The sequence below is a fragment of the Niastella sp. sgz303648 genome, from assembly GCF_059587045.1.
Map to the genome: position 1 here is coordinate 304,363 of NZ_JCAPSW010000005.1, position 20,341 is coordinate 324,703.

At 43.2% G+C, this 20,341-nt stretch carries 16 protein-coding genes; 8 read left to right on the forward strand and 8 right to left on the reverse strand.

Going from position 1 to position 20,341, the window contains the following annotated elements; translation table 11 throughout:
* Positions 1 to 12: 12 nt before the first annotated feature.
* The 3 genes from AC59IL_RS16865 (at position 13) to AC59IL_RS16875 (ending at position 4,953) form a co-directional block, all read left to right on the forward strand.
* Positions 13 to 2,640, forward strand: a complete 2,628-nt coding sequence (locus AC59IL_RS16865; RefSeq protein WP_496553339.1) for a TonB-dependent receptor — start codon at positions 13 to 15, stop codon at positions 2,638 to 2,640.
* 9 nt (positions 2,641 to 2,649) lie between these two features.
* The gene (locus AC59IL_RS16870) at positions 2,650 to 3,636 is read left to right on the forward strand and encodes a DUF4249 family protein (protein ID WP_496553340.1); all 987 of its coding nucleotides are present in this window, start codon (positions 2,650 to 2,652) and stop codon (positions 3,634 to 3,636) included.
* A 162-nt stretch (positions 3,637 to 3,798) separates the two neighbouring features.
* Positions 3,799 to 4,953, forward strand: coding sequence for a glycosyltransferase family 4 protein (locus tag AC59IL_RS16875; protein ID WP_496553341.1), 1,155 nt, complete (start codon positions 3,799 to 3,801; stop codon positions 4,951 to 4,953).
* A gap of 75 nt (positions 4,954 to 5,028) precedes the next feature.
* Here the strand turns inward: AC59IL_RS16875 and AC59IL_RS16880 are convergent, their stop codons facing one another.
* Complete coding sequence (locus AC59IL_RS16880) at positions 5,029 to 6,885, reverse strand: FG-GAP-like repeat-containing protein (RefSeq protein WP_496553342.1); 1,857 nt, start codon at positions 6,883 to 6,885, stop codon at positions 5,029 to 5,031.
* A gap of 555 nt (positions 6,886 to 7,440) precedes the next feature.
* Between AC59IL_RS16880 and AC59IL_RS16885 the strand changes: the two genes are divergently transcribed.
* Positions 7,441 to 8,157 (forward strand): ATP-grasp domain-containing protein, encoded by a 717-nt coding sequence (locus AC59IL_RS16885; RefSeq protein ID WP_496553343.1) that lies wholly within the window; start codon positions 7,441 to 7,443, stop codon positions 8,155 to 8,157.
* Positions 8,158 to 8,390: 233 nt separating this feature from the next.
* Here the strand turns inward: AC59IL_RS16885 and AC59IL_RS16890 are convergent, their stop codons facing one another.
* The 5 genes from AC59IL_RS16890 to AC59IL_RS16910 form a co-directional block, all read right to left on the reverse strand.
* Positions 8,391 to 9,437 (reverse strand): sensor histidine kinase, encoded by a 1,047-nt coding sequence (locus AC59IL_RS16890; protein ID WP_496553344.1) that lies wholly within the window; start codon positions 9,435 to 9,437, stop codon positions 8,391 to 8,393.
* 14 nt (positions 9,438 to 9,451) lie between these two features.
* Positions 9,452 to 9,829 (reverse strand): response regulator, encoded by a 378-nt coding sequence (locus tag AC59IL_RS16895; protein ID WP_496553345.1) that lies wholly within the window; start codon positions 9,827 to 9,829, stop codon positions 9,452 to 9,454.
* 181 nt (positions 9,830 to 10,010) lie between these two features.
* Positions 10,011 to 10,637, reverse strand: a complete 627-nt coding sequence (locus AC59IL_RS16900) for a response regulator transcription factor (protein ID WP_496553346.1) — start codon at positions 10,635 to 10,637, stop codon at positions 10,011 to 10,013.
* Positions 10,638 to 10,646: 9 nt separating this feature from the next.
* A complete protein-coding gene (locus tag AC59IL_RS16905; RefSeq protein WP_496553347.1) occupies positions 10,647 to 12,854 on the reverse strand; it encodes a sensor histidine kinase in 2,208 nt (735 codons plus the stop codon).
* 220 nt (positions 12,855 to 13,074) lie between these two features.
* Positions 13,075 to 13,428 (reverse strand): DHCW motif cupin fold protein, encoded by a 354-nt coding sequence (locus tag AC59IL_RS16910; RefSeq protein ID WP_496553348.1) that lies wholly within the window; start codon positions 13,426 to 13,428, stop codon positions 13,075 to 13,077.
* A 206-nt stretch (positions 13,429 to 13,634) separates the two neighbouring features.
* Between AC59IL_RS16910 and AC59IL_RS16915 the strand changes: the two genes are divergently transcribed.
* Entirely contained in the window at positions 13,635 to 14,120 is a 486-nt protein-coding gene (locus AC59IL_RS16915) for a DinB family protein (RefSeq protein WP_496553349.1), read from the forward strand.
* Between the two features lie 15 nt (positions 14,121 to 14,135).
* On the opposite strand, the gene AC59IL_RS16920 is transcribed toward AC59IL_RS16915, so the two are convergent.
* Positions 14,136 to 14,783: a DinB family protein gene (locus tag AC59IL_RS16920; RefSeq protein WP_496553350.1), complete on the reverse strand. Its 648-nt coding sequence runs from the start codon at positions 14,781 to 14,783 to the stop codon at positions 14,136 to 14,138.
* Positions 14,749 to 14,892 carry a twin-arginine translocation signal domain-containing protein gene (locus AC59IL_RS16925; protein WP_496553351.1) on the reverse strand — a complete coding sequence of 48 codons (144 nt, stop codon included), beginning with the start codon at positions 14,890 to 14,892 and terminating at the stop codon, positions 14,749 to 14,751. The genes AC59IL_RS16920 and AC59IL_RS16925 overlap by 35 nt, the downstream gene beginning before the upstream one ends.
* A gap of 161 nt (positions 14,893 to 15,053) precedes the next feature.
* Here AC59IL_RS16925 and AC59IL_RS16930 point away from each other — a divergent pair, with 161 nt between their 5' ends.
* The 3 genes from AC59IL_RS16930 (at position 15,054) to AC59IL_RS16940 (ending at position 20,341) form a co-directional block, all read left to right on the forward strand.
* Positions 15,054 to 15,620, forward strand: coding sequence for an RNA polymerase sigma factor (locus tag AC59IL_RS16930; RefSeq protein ID WP_496553352.1), 567 nt, complete (start codon positions 15,054 to 15,056; stop codon positions 15,618 to 15,620).
* A 281-nt stretch (positions 15,621 to 15,901) separates the two neighbouring features.
* Positions 15,902 to 16,750, forward strand: coding sequence for a FecR family protein (locus AC59IL_RS16935; protein ID WP_496553353.1), 849 nt, complete (start codon positions 15,902 to 15,904; stop codon positions 16,748 to 16,750).
* Between the two features lie 120 nt (positions 16,751 to 16,870).
* Positions 16,871 to 20,341, forward strand: coding sequence for a SusC/RagA family TonB-linked outer membrane protein (locus AC59IL_RS16940; RefSeq protein ID WP_496553354.1), 3,471 nt, complete (start codon positions 16,871 to 16,873; stop codon positions 20,339 to 20,341).

A 20,341-nucleotide genomic window follows, 5' to 3' on the forward strand; every position in this document is an offset into this window, starting at 1 on the left:
TAATCACATCGTATGAAAAAAATGATACCGGTTATGGTATTCATAGGCTGTATGCTATTTGTAACCGGTGCTGTTCAGGCGCAGGATATAAGCAAGGTGATCATTAGCATTGAACTGAAAAATGCTTCGCTCGAAGAAGCATTTTCAAGGATCGAAAGCCGTACACCCTTCAAATTCAATTATAAAACCAATGATATAGCAGGCATAAAAGGCATATACTTTAAACAACAAAATGTATCTGTAAAAAAAGTGCTGACTGATATTCTATCCAATACATCATTGCAGTTTGAACAGGTTCAAAATTATATTCTGATAAAAAAGAGTAAAACACCTGCTGCCCCAAAGGTTACCTTATACGGCTTTGTTACAACGGTTAATTCGGGCGAATCCCTCGCCGGTGCTACTGTTTATATTTCGGGTAATCATAATTATTTTTCAGTAACCAATTCATATGGGTTTTATTCGATAACAGTTCCGGCAGACGAATATGCCATCAACTGCTCCTACATTGGTTTTGAAGATTTTGATACAACAACAATCTTAGAGCAAACGCACCAAAATAATATTCAGCTGGCCCCTAAAGACAGCTTTTTCATGCAGGCTGTTACCGTAACATCAAACAGTAAAAAAAATATAATAAATAAGGTTACAACAGGCAATCACCGGTTAACAGCCGGCGCTATAAAAAAAATAGCGATGGCCGGCGGCGAGCCCGATGTATTAAAAAGCCTGCAGCTGTTTCCGGGTATTCAGTCCTCGGCCGAAGGCACTACCAACCTTTCGGTACGCGGCGGATCGTACGATCAAAACCTTATGCTGCTCGATGAAGCCCCTGTATATAACCCCACACACACACTGGGATTCTTTTCGGCATTCAATACCGATGCATTAAAAGATGTGTCTATTTACAAAGGCGTATTTCCTGCTCAATATGGCAGCCGGTTATCTTCGGTAGTTGATATAAGAATGAAAGAAGGCAATAAAAAGCAGCAAACTGTAACCGGTGGCATCGGTTTGCTGGCAAGCCGCTTAACCTGGGAAGGACCGGTAAAAAAAGAAAAATCTTCTTTTATGGTTTCGGGCAGGTACAGCAATATCGGCAACCTGCTGAATTTATATCACATATCGAATATCATTAAGTTTCGCGTTACCAAAAGCCATGTTTCATTTTACGACCTCAATGCCAAATTCAATACCATCTTAGGAAATAAAGATCGCTTGTATGTATCGGCTTATACCGGGCACGACAAGTTCTTTCTGAATATATTAGACAATTCATCGCTGATGAAATGGGGCAACAGCACCATCACTACCCGATGGAACCATATTTTTCATGCTGATTTATTTGCCAACACCTCATTGTTGTATAGTTATTACGATTATAATTATACGCCATTAGCCGAAAGTCGCAATTTTACCTGGCACGCCAATTTGCAGGAAATTACGTGCAAAACAGATTTTGACTGGATGTTGAATGCGAACAACCAGGTAAAGTTTGGCACAGGCATCACCTGGCAAAATGTATTGCCGGGCAAGGTTACACCCGATGGAGCAAATTCAACCGCACAAACAGTTTCGTTAAACAACCGCAGTTCGGCCCAGTTGTTTGCCTATGCATCGAATGAACAAAAAATAAGCAACCGCCTAAGCATCTCTTACGGACTTCGGGCAACCGCCTTTGCCGCCCTCGGCGATGCCATGGTGTACCGGTATAATGACGATAAAACAGAAGTGATCGACAGCACCTGGTATGCAAAAGGAAAAATTGTTAAATCGTATTTTGGGGCAGAGCCTCGCATTACTGTAAGAATGTTATTATCTTCTGATGCTTCTTTCAAACTTTCATACGGAAGAAATTACCAGTTTCAACACCTGCTGGCCAATTCGGCAGTAGGATTACCAACAGATATCTGGATGCCCTCCGATACCTGGTTTCAACCGCAATATGCCGATCAGTTTTCAGCCGGCCTGTACAAAACATTCGGCAACGATGTATACGAATGCAGCATGGAAGGCTATTACAGAAAATCGTACAATATTGTCGACTTCAAAGACAATGCAGAAGTATTTCTGAACGATAAAATCGAAACACAGATATTAACGGGCCGCGCAAAAGGATACGGACTTGAACTGTTGCTGAAAAAAAACAAAGGCGCCTCGAACGGATGGATAAGCTATACGTATTCAAAATCACTAAAGCAGGTCAATGGTGTTAACAATAACGAGTGGTACCTGCCTGCTTACGATCACCGGCACAACCTGTCGCTCGTTTATAACCTCACCATAAGCCCACGGTTACATGTTGAGGCTAACTGGACATTCCGCAGCGGCGGGCACACTACCCTGCCCGAAGGCACTTATATGTTCAATGGCGCCCGTTTTTTGTACTATGGCAAAAGAAACGGATATACATTACCTGCCAGCCACCGGCTCGACATGAGCGTTGTATGGAAAGAAAAATTTAAAAAGAAAAGAAAATGGCAGGGCGAATGGAATTTCAGCATATACAACGTGTACAGCCGCAAAAATGTATTTGCCATTTATGTAAGCCAGGACCCATACGATTTTTCTTTTGCAAAAGCATCGCAGGTTTACCTGGTTGGTTTTTTGCCAACCGCCACCTACAATTTTACCTTTTAACACTTTCCTATGTATAGCAAACTCTTATTTACAGCTTTTATAATTGTGATCATAACATCGGGATGTACAAAAGATTTTGATCTCAACCTTAATAAAACCGAACCCTTGTTTGTGATACAGGGAAGGATCAGCAATTTGCAGGGCCCCTATTATATTAGAATAACCAAAAGCACAAACCTGTTAGGCATGGGTAAGCGGTATGATCCTGATCATACCGGCTCTGCAGAAGTGGTAACAGGCGCACAGGTTATTATTTCTGACGATACAGGCATTTCAGATACTCTTATACCAGCTAACCCAACTGCAGCTCCCCGGTTTACTTACTATTATAAAAACGGAGCGATAGATTCGGTACCAGGGCAACCCTACGGTAATTTCTTCTCAGCTGAACAGGGATTTTATCAAACAACAAAAATTACCGGTCAGCCCGGACATACTTATCACCTGCGCGTTACGATCGGCGACTCGGTCTTTAAATCCTCTGCGTACATGCCTTATGTACCAGCACTCGATTCGGCCCGTATACAGGAAACCGTTGTTAATGCCGACGGCAGTAAAGGACTTTTGCCGTTCGCTTATTTTGCAGAACCGCAAAATGAAAAAAATTATTACCTGTTGCAGTTCAACGATCTGTCAGACTATCCTTACGATAATATATATGCACCATACGGTTCATCCAACGTCTATCCGTTTTATGTAACAGACGATAAAATACTGCCGCCTTATGTAAACGGACTGGCCGTTCGGGTATACATTTCAGCGCATTATCTGTATGGAGGCTCCTACCCTTCCATTTATGATCAACAGCCGCTGCAGGTTCGGCTGTCGTCATTAACCAAAGAAACCTACAATTATTTCGATGTGTTGCGAAAGCAGCTCGAAGACGACGGCAGCATATACAAGCCCGTACCTGCCAGCGCCGCCGGCAATATCAGCAATGGCGCTTTGGGATTATTTTATGCCACCGAGGTTTCATACAAACTGATATTACCCTGATGCGGTGATGCCATAAACAGGATCACCGGCTATCCCTTACAGTAAATACTAAAGCATTACAGGTTTTGATGCTACAAAGCAAGAAACAGCTTTGGCAGCGTCGTGGCCATCGTGTGCCCATACATGACCAAAACCTGTTCGCCGATATAAAAAACAATAGCTATGATTATAGGATTCGATGCCAAAAGAGTGTTTCAAAACAAAACAGGGTTGGGCAATTATAGCCGCACCCTGCTTACATCGCTGAATGAATATTTTGAACAACATCAGTACGTTTTATTTACACCCAGGCAAACCCCGCTATTCAATACCAATGAAATGCCTTCGGCCAAAGTGATAACGCCGGCATGGCAACCCGCTAAATTATTATCGTCGGTATGGAGAAGTAAATGGATAACACATGACCTAAAAAAAGCAGGTCTTCATGTATACCACGGGTTAAGCAACGAAATACCTGCCGGCATTCAAAAAACCGGTATCCCGTCGGTGGTTACCATTCATGATCTTATATTTGAGCATTATCCGCAGCAATACGATAAAGGCGAAGTGCTGGTATACCGCAAAAAATTCAGGTACGCCTGTAAACAGGCAGATGCCATTATTGCCACCAGCCTGCATACAAAAAAAGACATCGTCGATATATACAACATATCGCCCGATAAAATTCATGTTTGTTATCAGAGCTGCAACCAGGCATACACACAAAAACTATCATCTGCCCAATTATCACAGATACAAAAACAATACAATCTTCCCGAAACCTATTTCCTGTATGTAGGTTCTGTTATTGAACGAAAAAACCTGTTGCTGATATGCAGGGCGCTGAAACTCCTGAAAGACAAATTACCCATACCACTGGTGGTAGTTGGTGAAGGAAAAGCGTATAAAGAAAAAGTTAAGCAGTGGCTGGCGCAGCATGATCTGTTAAACGAGGTCATTTTTTTATCAGATACGGTCGCTGCAAAACAGACACCTGAATACCAGAACGGCGCTCATTTTGCTGCCATTTACCAAAACGCCCGCGCGCTTATTTATCCCAGCATCTATGAAGGATTTGGTATTCCGGTGCTTGAAGCGTTAACCAGTGGCATACCGGTAATAGCAGCTAATTCATCGAGCCTGCCCGAAGTTGGCGGCGATGCGACATTGTATTTTGAATCCAATGATCTGGCGGGCTTATGCGATTGTATGCTGAGAATTGTATATGATGATGAAACGCGGCAGCAGTGTATTCAAAACGCCGCCCGGCATGTATTGAATTTCACACGGCAAAAATGCGCTGAAAGTGTAATGAAGGTTTATCAAAAAATTTTGTAAAGGAGCCATGCCACGGCTCAAAGCCGTGTCACGGTTTTGAATCGTGGCACGGCTTTGCGTGGAAGTTTTCTTAACTTATCTGGCGAAATAATTTCTTAGTTCACCATTGTTCTCTGCATAGTTCCACCTGTTTTGATCGGCTTTACCATCGCCATTGATATCGTAATAATAAAAACTGGTGTTTTCACTTTGCGAAGAGCCTCTGAGTGAATACACAGGACCGTTATAGCCACTTGTTTCGGAAAAATAAACTTTAGGTTCGCCCAGGTAATTGCCCGGGTTCCAGTATATTTTATCGGCACGTCCATCGCCATTCACATCGGCAAAACTGAATTGTGTGGCGGCAGATGCGCTGCTGGCCCCTGTATTGGTAAATGTTGAAGAAGCGGTAAAGGTGCCATCACCATCACTCAAAAAAACCGATGGCCTTCCTGAATTCAGTGTTGGATGCCATACTATTTTATCTGATTTACCATCGCCATTTACATCGGCATAATAAAATATGGTGCCGCCTGTTGTGCTGGCCCCTTCGGCACCCGACACTACAGATCCGCTGAAGCTGCCACCGGAAGTTGCGAGGTACACCCTTGTATGGCCATCATCAAAAGTAGCGTTCCAGTAAATTTTATCGGCTTTGCCATCGTCGTTCACATCGGCAAAATTGAAAACAGTGGTAGTACCCGCACTGGTGCCTTCGGTGTTTTCGATCACAGTTGAATTGAAATTACCATTGGAGGTAGCAAGGTATACACGGGTACGTCCTGAATTGGTGGTAGGGTCCCACAAAATTTCATCATCTTTTCCATCGCCATTCACATCGGCATAATGATACCGGGTAGTAGACAAAGTAGAAGCACCCGCACTATGAGCAACAGCTGTTGCAGCAAAAGTGCCATCGCCATTTGATAAAAACACCTGTGGTTTGCCACTGTCGTAGGTGCGGTTCTGGTAAATTTTATCTTTCAAACCATCGCCGTTTACATCGGCAAAATAAAAGCTGGTAATTGTACTGGTGCTTTTGCCGTTTACATCGGCATGCGGACCGCCGAATATCGAAGGCACATAGGTTGCCACTACAGGAAAGTGGTCAGATGGCCACAGCGTTTGTCCGTTCACAGTAAAGCTGGTGGTAATTACATCGGAATAGGTAAAAGCAAGATCCCGTGTACTGAATATATAGTCGATCTTTTTAACACCCGTTGCTTCCCAGCGGTGAAAGGTAGGATCGCCCTGGCTGTCGAAAAGCGCATCAACCATATTAAGTCCGCTCGCGTCCTTTAATTCAGTTATTTCCGGCGTACCGGGTTCTGCATTTAAATCGCCGAAACAGATCACCGGCAAATTTTGTGTGTTATTTGTTTTAATGGCATTGAGTACCGTATCGGCATCCATGGTTCGTTGCGCTGAGCTTACGGTGCTCCAATGGCTGTTACAAACAAAATAACTGTTGGCAGGAACTAATTTATCCTGCAAAACAGCCCACTTACCGCTACGGGTATCCGGTGTTGTCATAGTGAATGAACCACCTTTAACCAATGAAAATCTTGAATTTTTGAACCAGATGGTTTTGGGTGAATAAAAATCAAATCCGCCTTTGTATATCCCATAACCCGCATTGGCCATCTGCGTGTTGAACCAGGCTTCCATGGTATTATCGGCCAGTTCCTGTGCGCCTATAATATCAACGTTGTTATCGAGGATCACCTGTAAGATATAGGTCTTTCGTTGATCCTGCGTAAACTGATCATCAGGATCGGTGTTGCGCATGTTAAACGACATTACCTTAAAGGGATTCAGGTCGGCCACTGCATTAGCGCTTATGGATGCGTTGGCAGTCTTTTCATTGGGTGGTTGAAACGAATTAACCGATTGTTCTTTTCTGCACGCTGCAAAACATAGAGCAACGGCAAACATCAGGGATGTTTTTTTCATATTGATTGGTTTAAATGATTTCCATTTTGGTCAGGGGGCCAAATTGTTCAAAGGAAGACTAATGAACCAGAGAGGGCGGTTTTTAACATATGTTCTTTGATCGATACCTAACGTTCACATGTATATGTTAAAATGAATTGGCAATAAAGTTAAGGTTTAAAAAGTATCAACACCACACTATTTAATAAAATTAAACACACAAAAAACAATAAAATAAATATTATTTAATACGGAAAAACAACATCCTACCACCAGTTAACCATGATTAATTGTGCAACTAATAGTTAATGATATAAATTATGAGGACGCAATAATTATAATATAAATTTCCTGCCGGTTTTATTTTATTTAAGGTTTTTAAAGAAGAATTTTCAGGTTTGCAGTTTTTTGCGGCAGGTTACTTTATAAACAGGGGCTTTTACAAAACACACCTGCAAACATGTGGAAGGCTTATAGCATGAAATGCCCTGCAACAACGCGCAGGATTTATTCCTATACCCTTTGTTGTGTATATTTGGTTGTTAACCGCTGTAACCTTACAAATCTTTTTCCCTCATGAACCATATGCCCATATTATTAATCCCCGAAAAAAAGGATGTAGAATTTGAACAGGTTGCAGCCGCATGGGCAAATAAAGGCGGGCATATTAAAAGACCGGGAAAATATTGGATCAGGGATGAACAACTCACAAATCAGCCTGTTGCGATTTACGGAGGCCAGGCATTTGCCCTGGTGCTGGCTCAGATATACGATCTTCAATTAGTTTCTCCCGATGATACGCTGATCACCGAATTGGAAAACGAATGGACCAAAAGAAATATTCAACTGAAGCAGATTACCCATATTACAGAAAATGATTTGTCTGCTTTTATAAAACCTGTTGTTCCAAAAATGTTTCTGGCAGGTATATTCAATACTCTACCCGATTTTCACAATACAACACAAGGTCTTGAAGCCAGTGAAGCTATACTGGTTTCTACTATAGTTCCCGATATAACAGCCGAAGCAAGAAGCTTTGTTCTCGATGGAACAATAAAGGATATAGCATTGTACGAAGGTTCGGCCGACACCCGAGCCGCCATTGATTTTTTAACCGATTTTCTTCAATACAATAAAAATCGGTTACCCCGGGTAGTGGTTATTGATCTTGCATATAGCGAATCTTCCGGTTGGTTTGTACTTGAATTTAATGCATGTTGGGGTGCAGGGCTGAACAACTGCAATGCCGACAAGGTAATTGATTGCATCATCGCTGCTACAGGTCAAAACTGACCTCATATCTGACCAATCTTTAATACCAAACACAATATGACCAAAACCTTTAAATCGAGATTTCGCAAACCGGCTATATGAGCGAACAGCACACGATAACATACAAAAAGCAAAAAAGGCTTTAGGTGCATGTGCCTAAGCCTTTTTTGAGGTATCAGATCCTTGCTTCTTCTGTGATAGTTTTCCATAGGAGAATCAAATCAACACATGAACGCACTTGAACATAACTGGTTTTATATAGGAATAATTATATTCAGCCGGCAACCCTTTCCGGGCGAGGTGGCAATGTCGCATTGACCATCGAGTAACTTCACCCTTTCACGGATGCTGAGGAGGCCCACACCCTTTACCTGCGCATTCGGGTCGAACCCAATGCCGTCGTCGTCAATAATCAGTTCAATATTTTTTTCATCGGTTTCGAGCGTCATTACAACATTTTTCGCCCTGCTGTGCTGGGTAATATTGCGGAATTGTTCCTGCAATATTCTGTATATATGAATCTTCTGGTTTTCGGTAAGCCGTTCTTCGTTGAACTGGTGAACACCAAATATGATGTTCATTTTATGAATGGTTCGCAGGTCATCCACGAACGCTTTTATGCTTTCGAGCAAGGTTTCTTTTTTTAATCGCTGCAACATCAGCCCCCGCGATAATTTTTTCATTTCATCAATGGCTTCCAGGATCAGCTCTACCGTTATCTTTTTAGCCTGTACATTATCATCTTTAAAAACTTCCAGCACATCGAGGTGCAGCTTGGCCGTGCACAGCAACTGAGTTACGTTATCGTGCAGCTCCTGCCCTATCATCAATCGTTCGTTCTCCAACATTTTCAGCAGCATTTCATTACAGGCTACCTGCTCTTCTCTTTCGGCCAGCTCCTGCTGTAATGCACCGGTAATATCTTCGGTGTTGGCAGCGTTATGGTTAAGATACCCGGCGCATAAAAAATGTACATTATTTCCGGCAAACGCTATGAGTTTAAAAACCATCCATTTTATGGCTACTTCGCGGTTAACACCCGAATAGGAATAAAAGTTAACCGGTACCGATGAAGGAATGGTATCTTCTTTTGTGATCAGGGTCGAGAACAACAGTCTGTCGTTTTCGCCAAGCAGCGATTGAAAAAATTCAAGCTGACGGTTAGCCTGGCCTGAACCATATTCCTTATTCATGGCTCCGTTCATAGACAGTATCCGTCCGTTCCTGTCGATTACAGCATAATAAACAGAATCGTGTTGTGTATGATGGTCGTTGGCAGACCGCTCTTCACATGTGTTCATAACAATTTAGGTTTTTACAAGGCCTTTACAGCCTCATCTGTTATGCCTGTGATCATGTCGTAACCCGTTGATTTATCGAGGTAGTAATCTGCTCCCAGGCGCATACATATTTCATAATATTCATTAGGGTCGTTATTGGTAAGCATTACGATTTTTACATGCTTGTTCATTTTCCTGAAGCAAACCAGCAGGTCGATCCCGCTTCTGTCGGGCAGATTTATATCAAGAAAAATCAGGTCCGGCGTTTTCCTGTTGAAAAGCTGTAACCCTTCTTCAAAGCAGCCAGCAACCGCAATAGACAGGTTGTCGTATTGCTCATTTAGCAGTTTTCTGATACGATGAATGAATAACGACGAGTCGTCGATTAACAGGATACTTAGATGTCTGTTCATTCATGGTGTGTTTGGACTGCAAAGTAACGGAGAGTAAAATTGCCGGTAAATAGGAATGAATGTCGTTTTATTGTAAGGGTGCGGGTTACTTCATGTAGTTGTTTGTACTACAAAACCGCAGGCGTGGACATAAGAGTAAGCAGTAACAGGCAACCGGAAGCAGGCAACTGGCAACTGCTATTTAAATGAGCTTGTTTTCTACAGCATACAGCGTTAGTTCGGCATTGTTTTGCATATTCATTTTTTCAAGTATGCGGGCCCGGTAGGTGCTGATGGTATTAACACTGAGCGAAAGCGCAGTGGCAATGTCCGATACGGTTTTGCCCGAAGCCAGTCGCTTTAACACATCAAACTCCCTTTCAGATAATTTTTCGTGCGGCAATTTATTAGGATCATCTCCAAACGAAGCAGCCAGCTTTTCGGCGCCTTCGGCACTGATGTATTTTTTGCCCTGCAGCAACTGTCTTACAGCCTTTATCAGTTCATGAGGATGGCTGTCTTTATTCAGGTAACCCGAAGCGCCGGCCTTTAATGCCCTTACTACATACTGGTCTTCGGGGTGAACGCTGAGTATGAGCACCGGCGTGGCAGGCAATAATTTTTTCAGTTGGCGAAGGGTTTCGAGAATGCTGCGACCGGGCATGGAAATGTCGGAGATGATCAGGTCCCATTTTTGGTCAACGGCTTTATTGATCAGGGCAAATGAATCAGTTACTTCGGCTACTTCAGCCCCGGGAAATTCCTCACGCAATACGGTGGTGAGGCCTTTCCGGATAAGGCTGTGATCATCGGCAATTAAAAATTTCATCACGGGCAGTTACTTATTTGTTTCTACATCGGTTATAATGGGTATAGATATATTTATGTAGGTACCCTTGCCGGGCACGCTATTGATATTGAATTCTCCATCGATCATCAGGGCCCGTTCGTGCATACCTTCGAGCCCCAATGTTTTTTTACCACTCAGCTCGTTCTGTACAAACCCTTTTCCGTTATCACGTACTTCGAGTATAATATTATTATTATTGTCTTCCGACAATACCGCATCAACCCGGGTAGCACCGGAATGGCGTGCAATGTTTGTTAACGCTTCCTGGTATATGCGAAAAAGGGCGTTTGACTGTTTTTCTGAAAACAACGGGTCGGTAAGCAAACTTTCAAATACGCACCTGATGCCGAAGTTCCTTTCAAACTCGCGGCTTTGCCATTCAAGGGCGCTTACCAGTCCCAGATTATCGAGTATGCTGGGCCTGAGCTGTGTAGCGATCTTTCGTACCGATCGCATAATACCGGCCAGCAACTGATCGGCCTGTTTCATTTTGTCGATCAGCTCCAGTGCTTCGGGATGCAGTTTTTTACCAATCTGCAACAAGTCGAGCTTCAGCAGGGTCAGTTGCTGTCCCAGCTCATCATGTATCTCGCGCGAAATATGCTTACGTTCTTCTTCCCTGATATTTTCGAGGTGCGAGCTAAGCTCCCGCAATTGCCTGTGCGATTGTTTCAGCTCCATTTCGGCTTTCACCTTTCCCGAAATATCATTAAATACCACATATATATTCCTGTTACCTATTGAAATATAAAATTCTACTATTTTCTGTTCGCCGTTTTTGCAGGTTACCTCATACTGACTTACGCGTATGCTTTGAGTACCAAATGCATTTTGTAAATAATCTTTCTCCCATTTCACATTTACCTGGTCGCGCACTGTTTTATCGGGATATGCGACTTTGATCCATTCAGTACTGGTGGGAATATCTTCCCGGCTGTACCCGAAGGTATCGGTAAAGGCCTGGTTCAGGAACCGGGTTTCTCCATCTTCACCGAATACCACAATAGGCATAGGTAATTGTTCAGATATATTCCTGAACTTCTTTTCATTTTCCTGCAGCGCTTTTTCGGCCTTCTTCCTGATCGTTATATCGTTGTATGTTGTGTAAAACAGGTTTTCATCTACTGTAAATGATATCTCCAGGTCTTTTACGCTTCCGTTTTTACAATAGATGCTGAATTCAATGGGACGCGATTCGCTGATCTCCCCTTGCTTTATCTTTTCCAATTCAGTATACCATTCTTTTTCTTTTTCTTTATAATAGTCGTCATCCCTGAACGCCAGTTTTCGCCAGTGAGCGATATCAGGCATATCTTCCATGGTATAACCAAACCACTCAGTAAACTTGGGGTTGATGAAATGAAACCGCTTGGGACTTTTCATTTCATAGGCCGATATGGGCATAGGTATTTTTTCAATCATGCGCCTGAACTTTTCTTCGGCCTCAACTTTCAGGTGTTCGGCTTTTTTTCTTCCGGTAAGATCGTTAAATATCAGGTACAGGCTACCGTTACACAAATGGCTGAAAATTTCCACTTCTTTTATGGTACCGCTTAAGCATGGCACCTGACGTTCCTGTCGCATAAACTCTTTATTGGCGGCTTCCATACCCGGTATGCTGTATATACCGCTGGCATCGCCTGTAAACATTTCCGTTACAGAAAGCGAATCCGTTTGCTCCCCGGCTGCCCGCAACCATACATCGAGACCAGGAATATTCTGAGCTGTAAAACCGAAAAGCCGGGTAAAGGCAGGATTGGTATAAAAGATATGGCCATGCTGGTCGCTTACACTGATGGCCATGGGCAATATTTCGATGATACGGTATTTTTCTTTATTCGCTATTTCTTCATCATGGGTGATTTTATCGCCTACCGGCAGCGAACGTATCACCAGCGTAAGCGGCCCGCGCCCGGTAAGCCATAGCGAACAGGAATATGTTTCAACCGGATTTTTTTTGGTAAGAAACTCCAGTTGAAAAATTCTTTCTTTGAATTTGTGCTTATGCGAAACAATGGCTTTAAAAGTCTTTTTGGAATCAGGCGTTAAAAAGGAAGTAATTTTTTTACCTATACACTTTTTGCCCGCTACTCCATGAAGCCTTGACTCTTCCGGCCAGATGGCATTTATCAAACCAGATTTCTTACCAATTGATACTAAAATGACATCGCCGGGATGCTTTTCATAATCATTCATACCTTATTCCATTTTCAGGAAATTGATTAATGAGCAATACCCGTTTGAATTTATAAGGTAAGATTTTTCTATTTAATTATTCCTGCAGATTAAAGGATTTTTTAATAATACCCTGTTGCAGGGATTGTTAATGAAGCAGTTTGGCCGGCTTTAAGGAGTTGTTATGCAATATATAACAGTAATGAGTTATATAAAAATAAAGTAATTTGACGTGCCTGTATCACAGGTTGGACTGATATTTTAAAAAATCACCGTCAATAATAAGCAGCTTGACCCCGCTTTCCGATAGGGAGCGATGTGAGCTCAGATCGTCTGAAACAACATAGGTCATGCCTTTACTTAAATGAAATGTAGCGCCGTTCTTTAATTCACTAACAAAGGCCCCCTCAAGGCAATGCACAATGTGTCCTTTTTCGCACCAGTGATCGGCCATATATCCTTTGGAGTATTCCACCAGCCTTATTCTGAGGCCATTGAACTGAATGGTTTGCCGCCAGGCCGTGCCGGTTTCACCGATATGTTCTGTTTTTTGAATATTGGTCCAGTCAATCGTTTGAAAAGGTATATTACTCATGATAATGGTTTATGATTGGAAAAATAATGCTGAACGCAGAGCGCCATAAGCCTAACGCAAATCCCAGGTCGGCTTTACGCGTTTTGCATTAAGCATTTTGTGTCAAGCGTTAAGCATTAAGCGTTAAGCATTAAGCATTTTGCGTTTAGCGTTAAGCGTTTTACGTTTAGCATTAATTTAAAATTACAATACTTTACTTTTGATACATGACAAAAACATACAGAACAGGCGCCATTGGCGCCTTGCTTGATGAATATGAACGTGCGCTGAACGATCTGAAACAGGTTATTGCCACTATACCCGACAAGGCACTCGCAATTATCGTAGATGCGCAAACACAGGACGAAGATTGCCGGTCGGTGCAAACCATATTAGCGCACGTAGTGTATGCAGGTTATGGTTACGCTACATCTATTCATAACCTGAAAGGACATAACGCCGTAAGACCGGCAAAAACACCGCGTTTCACAGCAAAGGAATATGAGCAGGACCTCACCGGCGTTTTTACCTTCACCGAAATGGTGCTCAGCCATTTTAAAGAAGATGAAGTGGAACAAAAAGACAACTCTTTAAAAATAAAAGCCGGCTGGGGCCAGATTTACGATGTAGAGCAAATGATGGAACATGCCATTGTGCATATACTCAGGCACCGGCGCCAGATCGAAAAATTTAAACAGGTATTACCAGCTTAATACCACTATTACTTGTTACTCACCAGCCTTTGCACCGGGTAAGCGGCCTTTTATCCATTTTATTTGTCCATTGTGATTCGATTCATGTTCACAAACATGAAACCATTTGCAATAGTTGTTGGTAGGTTGTCCGCCGAAGAATTTTGGATCAACCGTCATAAGCCACTTATCGTCGCGTTTGCGAAATTCGGTCAATGTTTTTTCTCTTGTTTCTTTAAGAATGTTCAGATAGTAGTCGAGGTTATTACCTTTTATGCTATTTCTTCCGGCATCACCGAGGGTCATTGCTGCATTCCATTTTTCTTTTTCTTTAAAATCAGAAAGTCCTTCAAAAGTATTGCCCTGATAAAACACTTCGGTGGCTGCAAGGTGCAGCAACATAGCGCCGATGGTATTGGATTTGGGATCGTGTAAATAATCCAGATCCTCCTGTTTCATTCCCTGCACCGAGCGCAAAACAGTAGCGCGCATCCAGTTCATCATCGACACCAGGGTGCCGATCTGCGGTGAAAATCCTTCTCTTGGCCCTATAATATGAACACCTTCATCGCCATATACTTCATGTGCACTTGCAATATGTGGAAAAACGGCCAGGCCTGATACACCTGTAGTAATAGCAGCAGTTGTTTTAATAAAANAAACCTTCATCGCCATATACTTCATGTGCACTTGCAATATGTGGAAAAACGGCCAGGCCTGATACACCTGTAGTAATAGCAGCAGTTGTTTTAATAAAATTCCTGCGACTGAATTTTGATGGAATTGGGTTCATGGTAGTATTATTTTGCAGTTACTGAAGTTACTTCTATTTATGCAATAACCCACGCAATCGTTTGCATAACGGGTTTGCACAAACCCGCACAAAAAAACTTAAACATTTGATAAAACTACGTCTAATACATGTAGTACATTTGAATGGTAAGTTTGCGCCATATGAATTACCAGCCAATCGTTCCCGATGACGGCGAATTGTTGCTGCAGTTAAAAGAAGGGAACCAGACTGCTTTTGATGAAATTTTTAACCGGTTCGCCGATCCTGTACACACGTACATACGTTTGCGTTTAAACAATTCGCAGGAAGCCGACGATGTGTTACAGGAAGTATTTGTACGGCTGTGGCATAAACGAAACTCCATTACCATTCATTCTTCTTTCCGTAATTATTTATATACCATTGTTCAACATTGCATCTGTGATCATCTTCGCGCCATAAAAAGAAAAAGATACACCCTGCCCGACGATATGCCCGATCACTTTGAAGAAAGACAACAACCCGACGAACAATATCAATACAAACAGGTGTACCATATGTGGAAAGGCGCTATGAACAAACTGCCCGGGCAAATGCGCCGCATCTACGCCATGAAAAATGAAGAAGAATTATCTGTAAAAGAAATTGCCTCAGAACTGCATCTCAGCGAACAAACGGTAAAAAATCAGCTGCATACCGCCGGTCAGCGCATTGTGAAGTTTATGAGGCAGGTTCAGCTGTTTTTTTAGTTTTTAGTTTGTAGTTTGTGGTTGCTGCCGCGCTTTGGAAATTCATTATTCCTCTCCGCACCTTAAACCTGCAACAGGATTATAATTACACAGCAAGATTCACCTAAAGAACCACAAACCTCAAACTACAAACTTCCCATTGCCTTCTTTCTTACTTCCTACTTCTGACTTCAGATTTCCAACATCCTGCTATATTTCCAAATTGTTAACTCCCTAATTTTCTTAAAATTACTATAGTACTATTTTAGTACCACGTACGTCTATTATCCAAAGCATATTACATGCCCCGCAAATCAAGGCGATTTAAACAACAGGACATGAACCACGACGAGCATTGGCAACAGGCATGGAATGAACCCGACACGATTGATGCTGCCCGCAAAAATGCAATGCTGAACACTATTCACCAGCGTATGGATACCCGCCGGCGCCGTAAAAAGCAGTTGTTCTTTATTGCTATAAGCGCTGCTGCGGCCATATTGATTGCATTATACATAAAATTACCGGCCGGTGATTCAGGCACACCCGAAATCAAATGGCAGGAGCTGGCCAGTAACGATAGTACCAAAAAAATAATACTGAAAGATGGCTCTGCAATATGGCTGGCGCCTCACTCGGTTTTACAGGTAAACAGCAATTTTACACAGCAACGCCGTACTGTACTGGCAAAAGGAACTGTTTTTTTCAGTGTGGCAAAAGATACAACACATCCTTTTACCATTTCGGTGAACCGGCAACAGATCACCGTGGTAGGAACCGCTTTCACGATCCGTAAAACAGATACCACCGACCTGCATTTAACCGTAAAGGAAGGCAAGGTGGCGCTCGATAACAACGGCGGCCGCCGCTTTTTAACAGCAGGCCAGCAGGTACGCACCAGCGCCGGAATAACCGGAGCGATTGAAAAAGCTGATCAAACTGCAGCCGACTGGTGGTTACAGCAACAGGTGCGTTTACAAAATATATCACTGGAAGAATTAATAAACCGGATCGAAGCATATTATCAGGTGAAACTATCGCACGGACTTATCAACAGAAAATTAAAAGTATCGCTCACCTGGGATATGAGCATTTCATTACAAAAAAATTTAATGGTGCTCAATTCACTAACAGGCTACAATATCCACTAACCGAATAACGCCATGTATCCGTTGGGTTTCCAAAACAGATAAGCCCTCGCAGGTTTGCCCATTGGATGCCTAAGATTATTCTGCTGAAAAGCGGAAGGGCTAACCTATTGCATATAATGTATGATATATATGGACAACACAAAACTAACAAGAACATTCACTGTACTGGTACTGTTGCTTACGGCAGGTATGCTAAACGGGTATGCACAAACAGGCTCGCTGCATTACCGGCATGCGGCCGGTAATATGGCCGGCATCGCCGAAGACTTCGGACGCCGTTTCAAAGTGCAGCTCGCCTATGTAAGCGACGAACTGGCTACTGTTAAAGTGCCGGCTGCAAGCTATGAAGCATCGAATATGGGCGAATTACTAAATAAAGTGCTGGAGCCCGGCGGCTTTTCAGCTATTGCAGCTGGTAACAGCTGGATAATAAAAAAATCTGACGCGCCTAAAAAGAAACAAGCCACTATGGTTTTGCAGGGTAAAATTCAGGAAGGAACCACCCCTGTTGCCAGCGCTTCGGTGATCGTTAAACAGGAAGGACAAAAGATGCTGGTGGTAATTGCCGACGATAAAGGACATTTTAGTAAAAGCATTCCTGTGCAGGATGGCACCATAGAAATATCAGCAGTAGGTTATCTGCCCGTGAAAAAAAGTTTCAGCGCCGGCAGCATGCAATCGCTGAATATTGAACTGGTAAAAGATGAAACGCAGATGCAGAACGTGGTGGTCACAGCATTGAACATTAAACGCAATGAAAGATCGCTTGGCTATGCAGTGGCCACGTTAGACGGAGATAAACTCACCGACGCTATGGCCGGCAACTGGACGGATGCCCTCTCAGGAAAGGTGGCCGGCTTAAATCTCGTACGTTCAAACGCCGGACCAACCGGTTCCAATAAAATCATTCTTCGCGGCGAAAACAACCTTACCGGTGAAAACGAAGCATTGATTGTTGTTGATGGTGTGGTGATCAACAACAGCAGCGGCCGCCGTACCGCCGTTGCAGGCGAGCAAACCTATGGCACCGGCAGCGATAATATGCCTGCCGATTACGGAAGCGGTATAAACGATATCAATCCCGAAGACATTGAATCGATCACCGTATTAAAAGGACCCGGCGCGGCTGCATTATACGGTCAGCGTGCTGCCAACGGGGCCATCATTATCACCACAAAATCGGGCAGCAATAAACGAAAAGGTCTGGGCATTACTTTCAACTCCAATGCAAACATGGAGCAGGTAAACCGCTGGCCCGATCTGCAATATGAATACGGACAGGGATTGGATGGCGCCGCCTATTATTCCTATGGCACCTCGGCCGATGGAGCCAATACAGCCGGCACCAGTTCGGCTTACGGACCGCGCTTTGAAGGGCAAAAATTTTACCAGCTCGATCCGGTAACTCAGGGACAGGGCACCGAAAGAACACCCTGGGTTGCCTACAAAAATAAAATACGCAATTACTTCAGTACCGGCAATACTATTACCAATACCATAAGCGCCGATGGCGGTACCGATAAAACCTCAGCCCGTTTTTCAGTTACCAATGTATATAACAAGTGGATCATACCCAACACCGGGTATAAACGCAATACCGTATCGCTTTCGGTAAACTCAAAAGTGAACGATAAACTGCAGATATCTTCAAAAGTAAATTATACCAATAAATGGAGCGATAATTTGCCCGGTGCAGGTTATGGCAACCAGTCGATCATGTACTGGTTCATATTCTGGCAACCGAATGCCGACCCCGACTGGTTAAAACATTACTGGATGAATAACAAAGAAGGCAAGCAAATATTTTATCCGTACAGCACTTACCCTGAAAATCCCTATGCTGTTGCCTATGAATTCATCAACAAATCGAACAGGCATGCGGTTACGGGAAATATACAGGCAACCTATAATTTCACTAAGGAGTTAAGTCTGCAGTTAAGAACCTCGATCGATTTTTCGTACGAGCAGCGTGCACAGGAACGGCCCTTTGATGCAGGAACAAAATATCCGCGCGGAAGCTTTCGTACGCAAAATATTTTTTCACAGGAAGCAAGCACCGATTTCCTGCTGAAATACACAAAAAAAATAAATAATGATTTTGATTTTTCTATAACCGGTGGCGGTAGTGCACTTAAAAATTATTACAACCGCGATGAAACACGCGCCGATTCGCTGATGTATCCCGGAATATATGCTATGTCGAACAACGCCGGCCCGCTGGTAACCATTCCCTTTAAAAGCCGGTATGCCATTAACAGCTTTTATGGCATCGTTACAGCCGGTTACAAGGAATTTTTGTACCTCGATTTAACAGGCCGGCAAGACTGGAGCAGCGTACTGGCCACGCCCGAACGCACAGCCAATACAGGCTTCTTTTATCCGAGCGCCAACCTGAGTTTCATAGTATCGGAAGCATTCAAATTACCTGCCACCATCAACTTTGCCAAACTACGCTTTTCAGCATCAGGTGTAGGTAGTGGCGGAACAATACCATACCGAACTGATTATTATTATAATTCGGCCGGAAGTTTATACAACGGCGGCCTCGAAAATTCTTCCCTGCTGGCTAACAGGAACCTGAAACCGCTGCGAACAATAACTTACGAAGCGGGCCTTGCCATGAAGCTGTTAAAGAACAGACTGGGCATTGATGTAGCTGTTTATACCGGCAATACAAAAGACCAGATCTACGAACGTATTATGGACCGCGCCTCGGGTTATGCCAGGCAGCTGATCAATATCGGCCGGGTAAATAACAAGGGTATTGAACTTGCCTTATACGGCACACCGGTAAACCAGTCAAATGATTTCAAATGGAACACCAGCATTGTATTCTCGGCAAACACCAATGTGGTAAAAGAACTGGCCGACAGCAGCGTGGTATTGCGAACAGGCCCGGTTGGCGGTGGCCAGATCGTTGCCAAAGTGGGCGGCAGCATGGGCGATTTATATGGCAGAGGTTATAAAAGAGCGCCCGACGGACAGGTAATATACGACTCCAAAACAGGTGTTGCTTTAATATCAGAAGATGTAACCTATCTCGGCAATACAATTCCCAAAGGAAAGATCGGGTTTGCCAATGAATTTATCTATAAGCAATTCAGGTTAAACCTGCTGTTTGATGCTCAGTTTGGCGCCGTAGCGCATTCGCTCATGCATTATAAATTAAGTGAACAGGGCAAGCTCACCAAAACATTGCCGGGAAGGTATAACGGCATCATTGGTAATGGCGTTGTGCAGGAAGCCGATGGCAAATTCAGACAGAACGATGTAATTGCTATGGACATCGACGAATATTACCGCTCGCATTATGGTCAGGACAATGCCGAAGGTAGTACGTTCAGCACCGACTTTATAAAATTCAGAGAAGCCCGTCTTGATTATACATTGAAACCAGGTCTTACAAAAAAACTGCACCTGCAGAAAGTGGTATTCGGCGTATACGGACGTAACCTGTTCATATGGTCGAAATGGCCCATGTTCGATCCGGAGTTTGGTACGCTTCAGGACTCCGATATAGTACAGGGTTTTGAGATCGGGCAATTCCCTTCTTCCCGCTCCTATGGATTCAATTTAGTTGTTGCACTTTAA

What these genes read in the sequence shown, in the direction of transcription:
- AC59IL_RS16885 (WP_496553343.1), top strand. Translation starts at nt 7,441, where the DNA reads ATGAACCATATGCCCATATTATTAATCCCCGAAAAAAAGGATGTAGAA.
- AC59IL_RS16910 (WP_496553348.1), bottom strand. Translation starts at nt 13,428, where the DNA reads ATGAGTAATATACCTTTTCAAACGATTGACTGGACCAATATTCAAAAA.
- AC59IL_RS16930 (WP_496553352.1), top strand. Translation starts at nt 15,054, where the DNA reads ATGAATTACCAGCCAATCGTTCCCGATGACGGCGAATTGTTGCTGCAG.
- AC59IL_RS16870 (WP_496553340.1), top strand. Translation starts at nt 2,650, where the DNA reads ATGTATAGCAAACTCTTATTTACAGCTTTTATAATTGTGATCATAACA.
- AC59IL_RS16940 (WP_496553354.1), top strand. Translation starts at nt 16,871, where the DNA reads ATGATATATATGGACAACACAAAACTAACAAGAACATTCACTGTACTG.
- AC59IL_RS16895 (WP_496553345.1), bottom strand. Translation starts at nt 9,829, where the DNA reads ATGAACAGACATCTAAGTATCCTGTTAATCGACGACTCGTCGTTATTC.
- AC59IL_RS16900 (WP_496553346.1), bottom strand. Translation starts at nt 10,637, where the DNA reads ATGAAATTTTTAATTGCCGATGATCACAGCCTTATCCGGAAAGGCCTC.
- AC59IL_RS16935 (WP_496553353.1), top strand. Translation starts at nt 15,902, where the DNA reads ATGCCCCGCAAATCAAGGCGATTTAAACAACAGGACATGAACCACGAC.
- AC59IL_RS16915 (WP_496553349.1), top strand. Translation starts at nt 13,635, where the DNA reads ATGACAAAAACATACAGAACAGGCGCCATTGGCGCCTTGCTTGATGAA.
- AC59IL_RS16875 (WP_496553341.1), top strand. Translation starts at nt 3,799, where the DNA reads ATGATTATAGGATTCGATGCCAAAAGAGTGTTTCAAAACAAAACAGGG.
- AC59IL_RS16905 (WP_496553347.1), bottom strand. Translation starts at nt 12,854, where the DNA reads ATGAATGATTATGAAAAGCATCCCGGCGATGTCATTTTAGTATCAATT.
- AC59IL_RS16890 (WP_496553344.1), bottom strand. Translation starts at nt 9,437, where the DNA reads ATGAACACATGTGAAGAGCGGTCTGCCAACGACCATCATACACAACAC.
- AC59IL_RS16865 (WP_496553339.1), top strand. Translation starts at nt 13, where the DNA reads ATGAAAAAAATGATACCGGTTATGGTATTCATAGGCTGTATGCTATTT.
- AC59IL_RS16880 (WP_496553342.1), bottom strand. Translation starts at nt 6,885, where the DNA reads ATGAAAAAAACATCCCTGATGTTTGCCGTTGCTCTATGTTTTGCAGCG.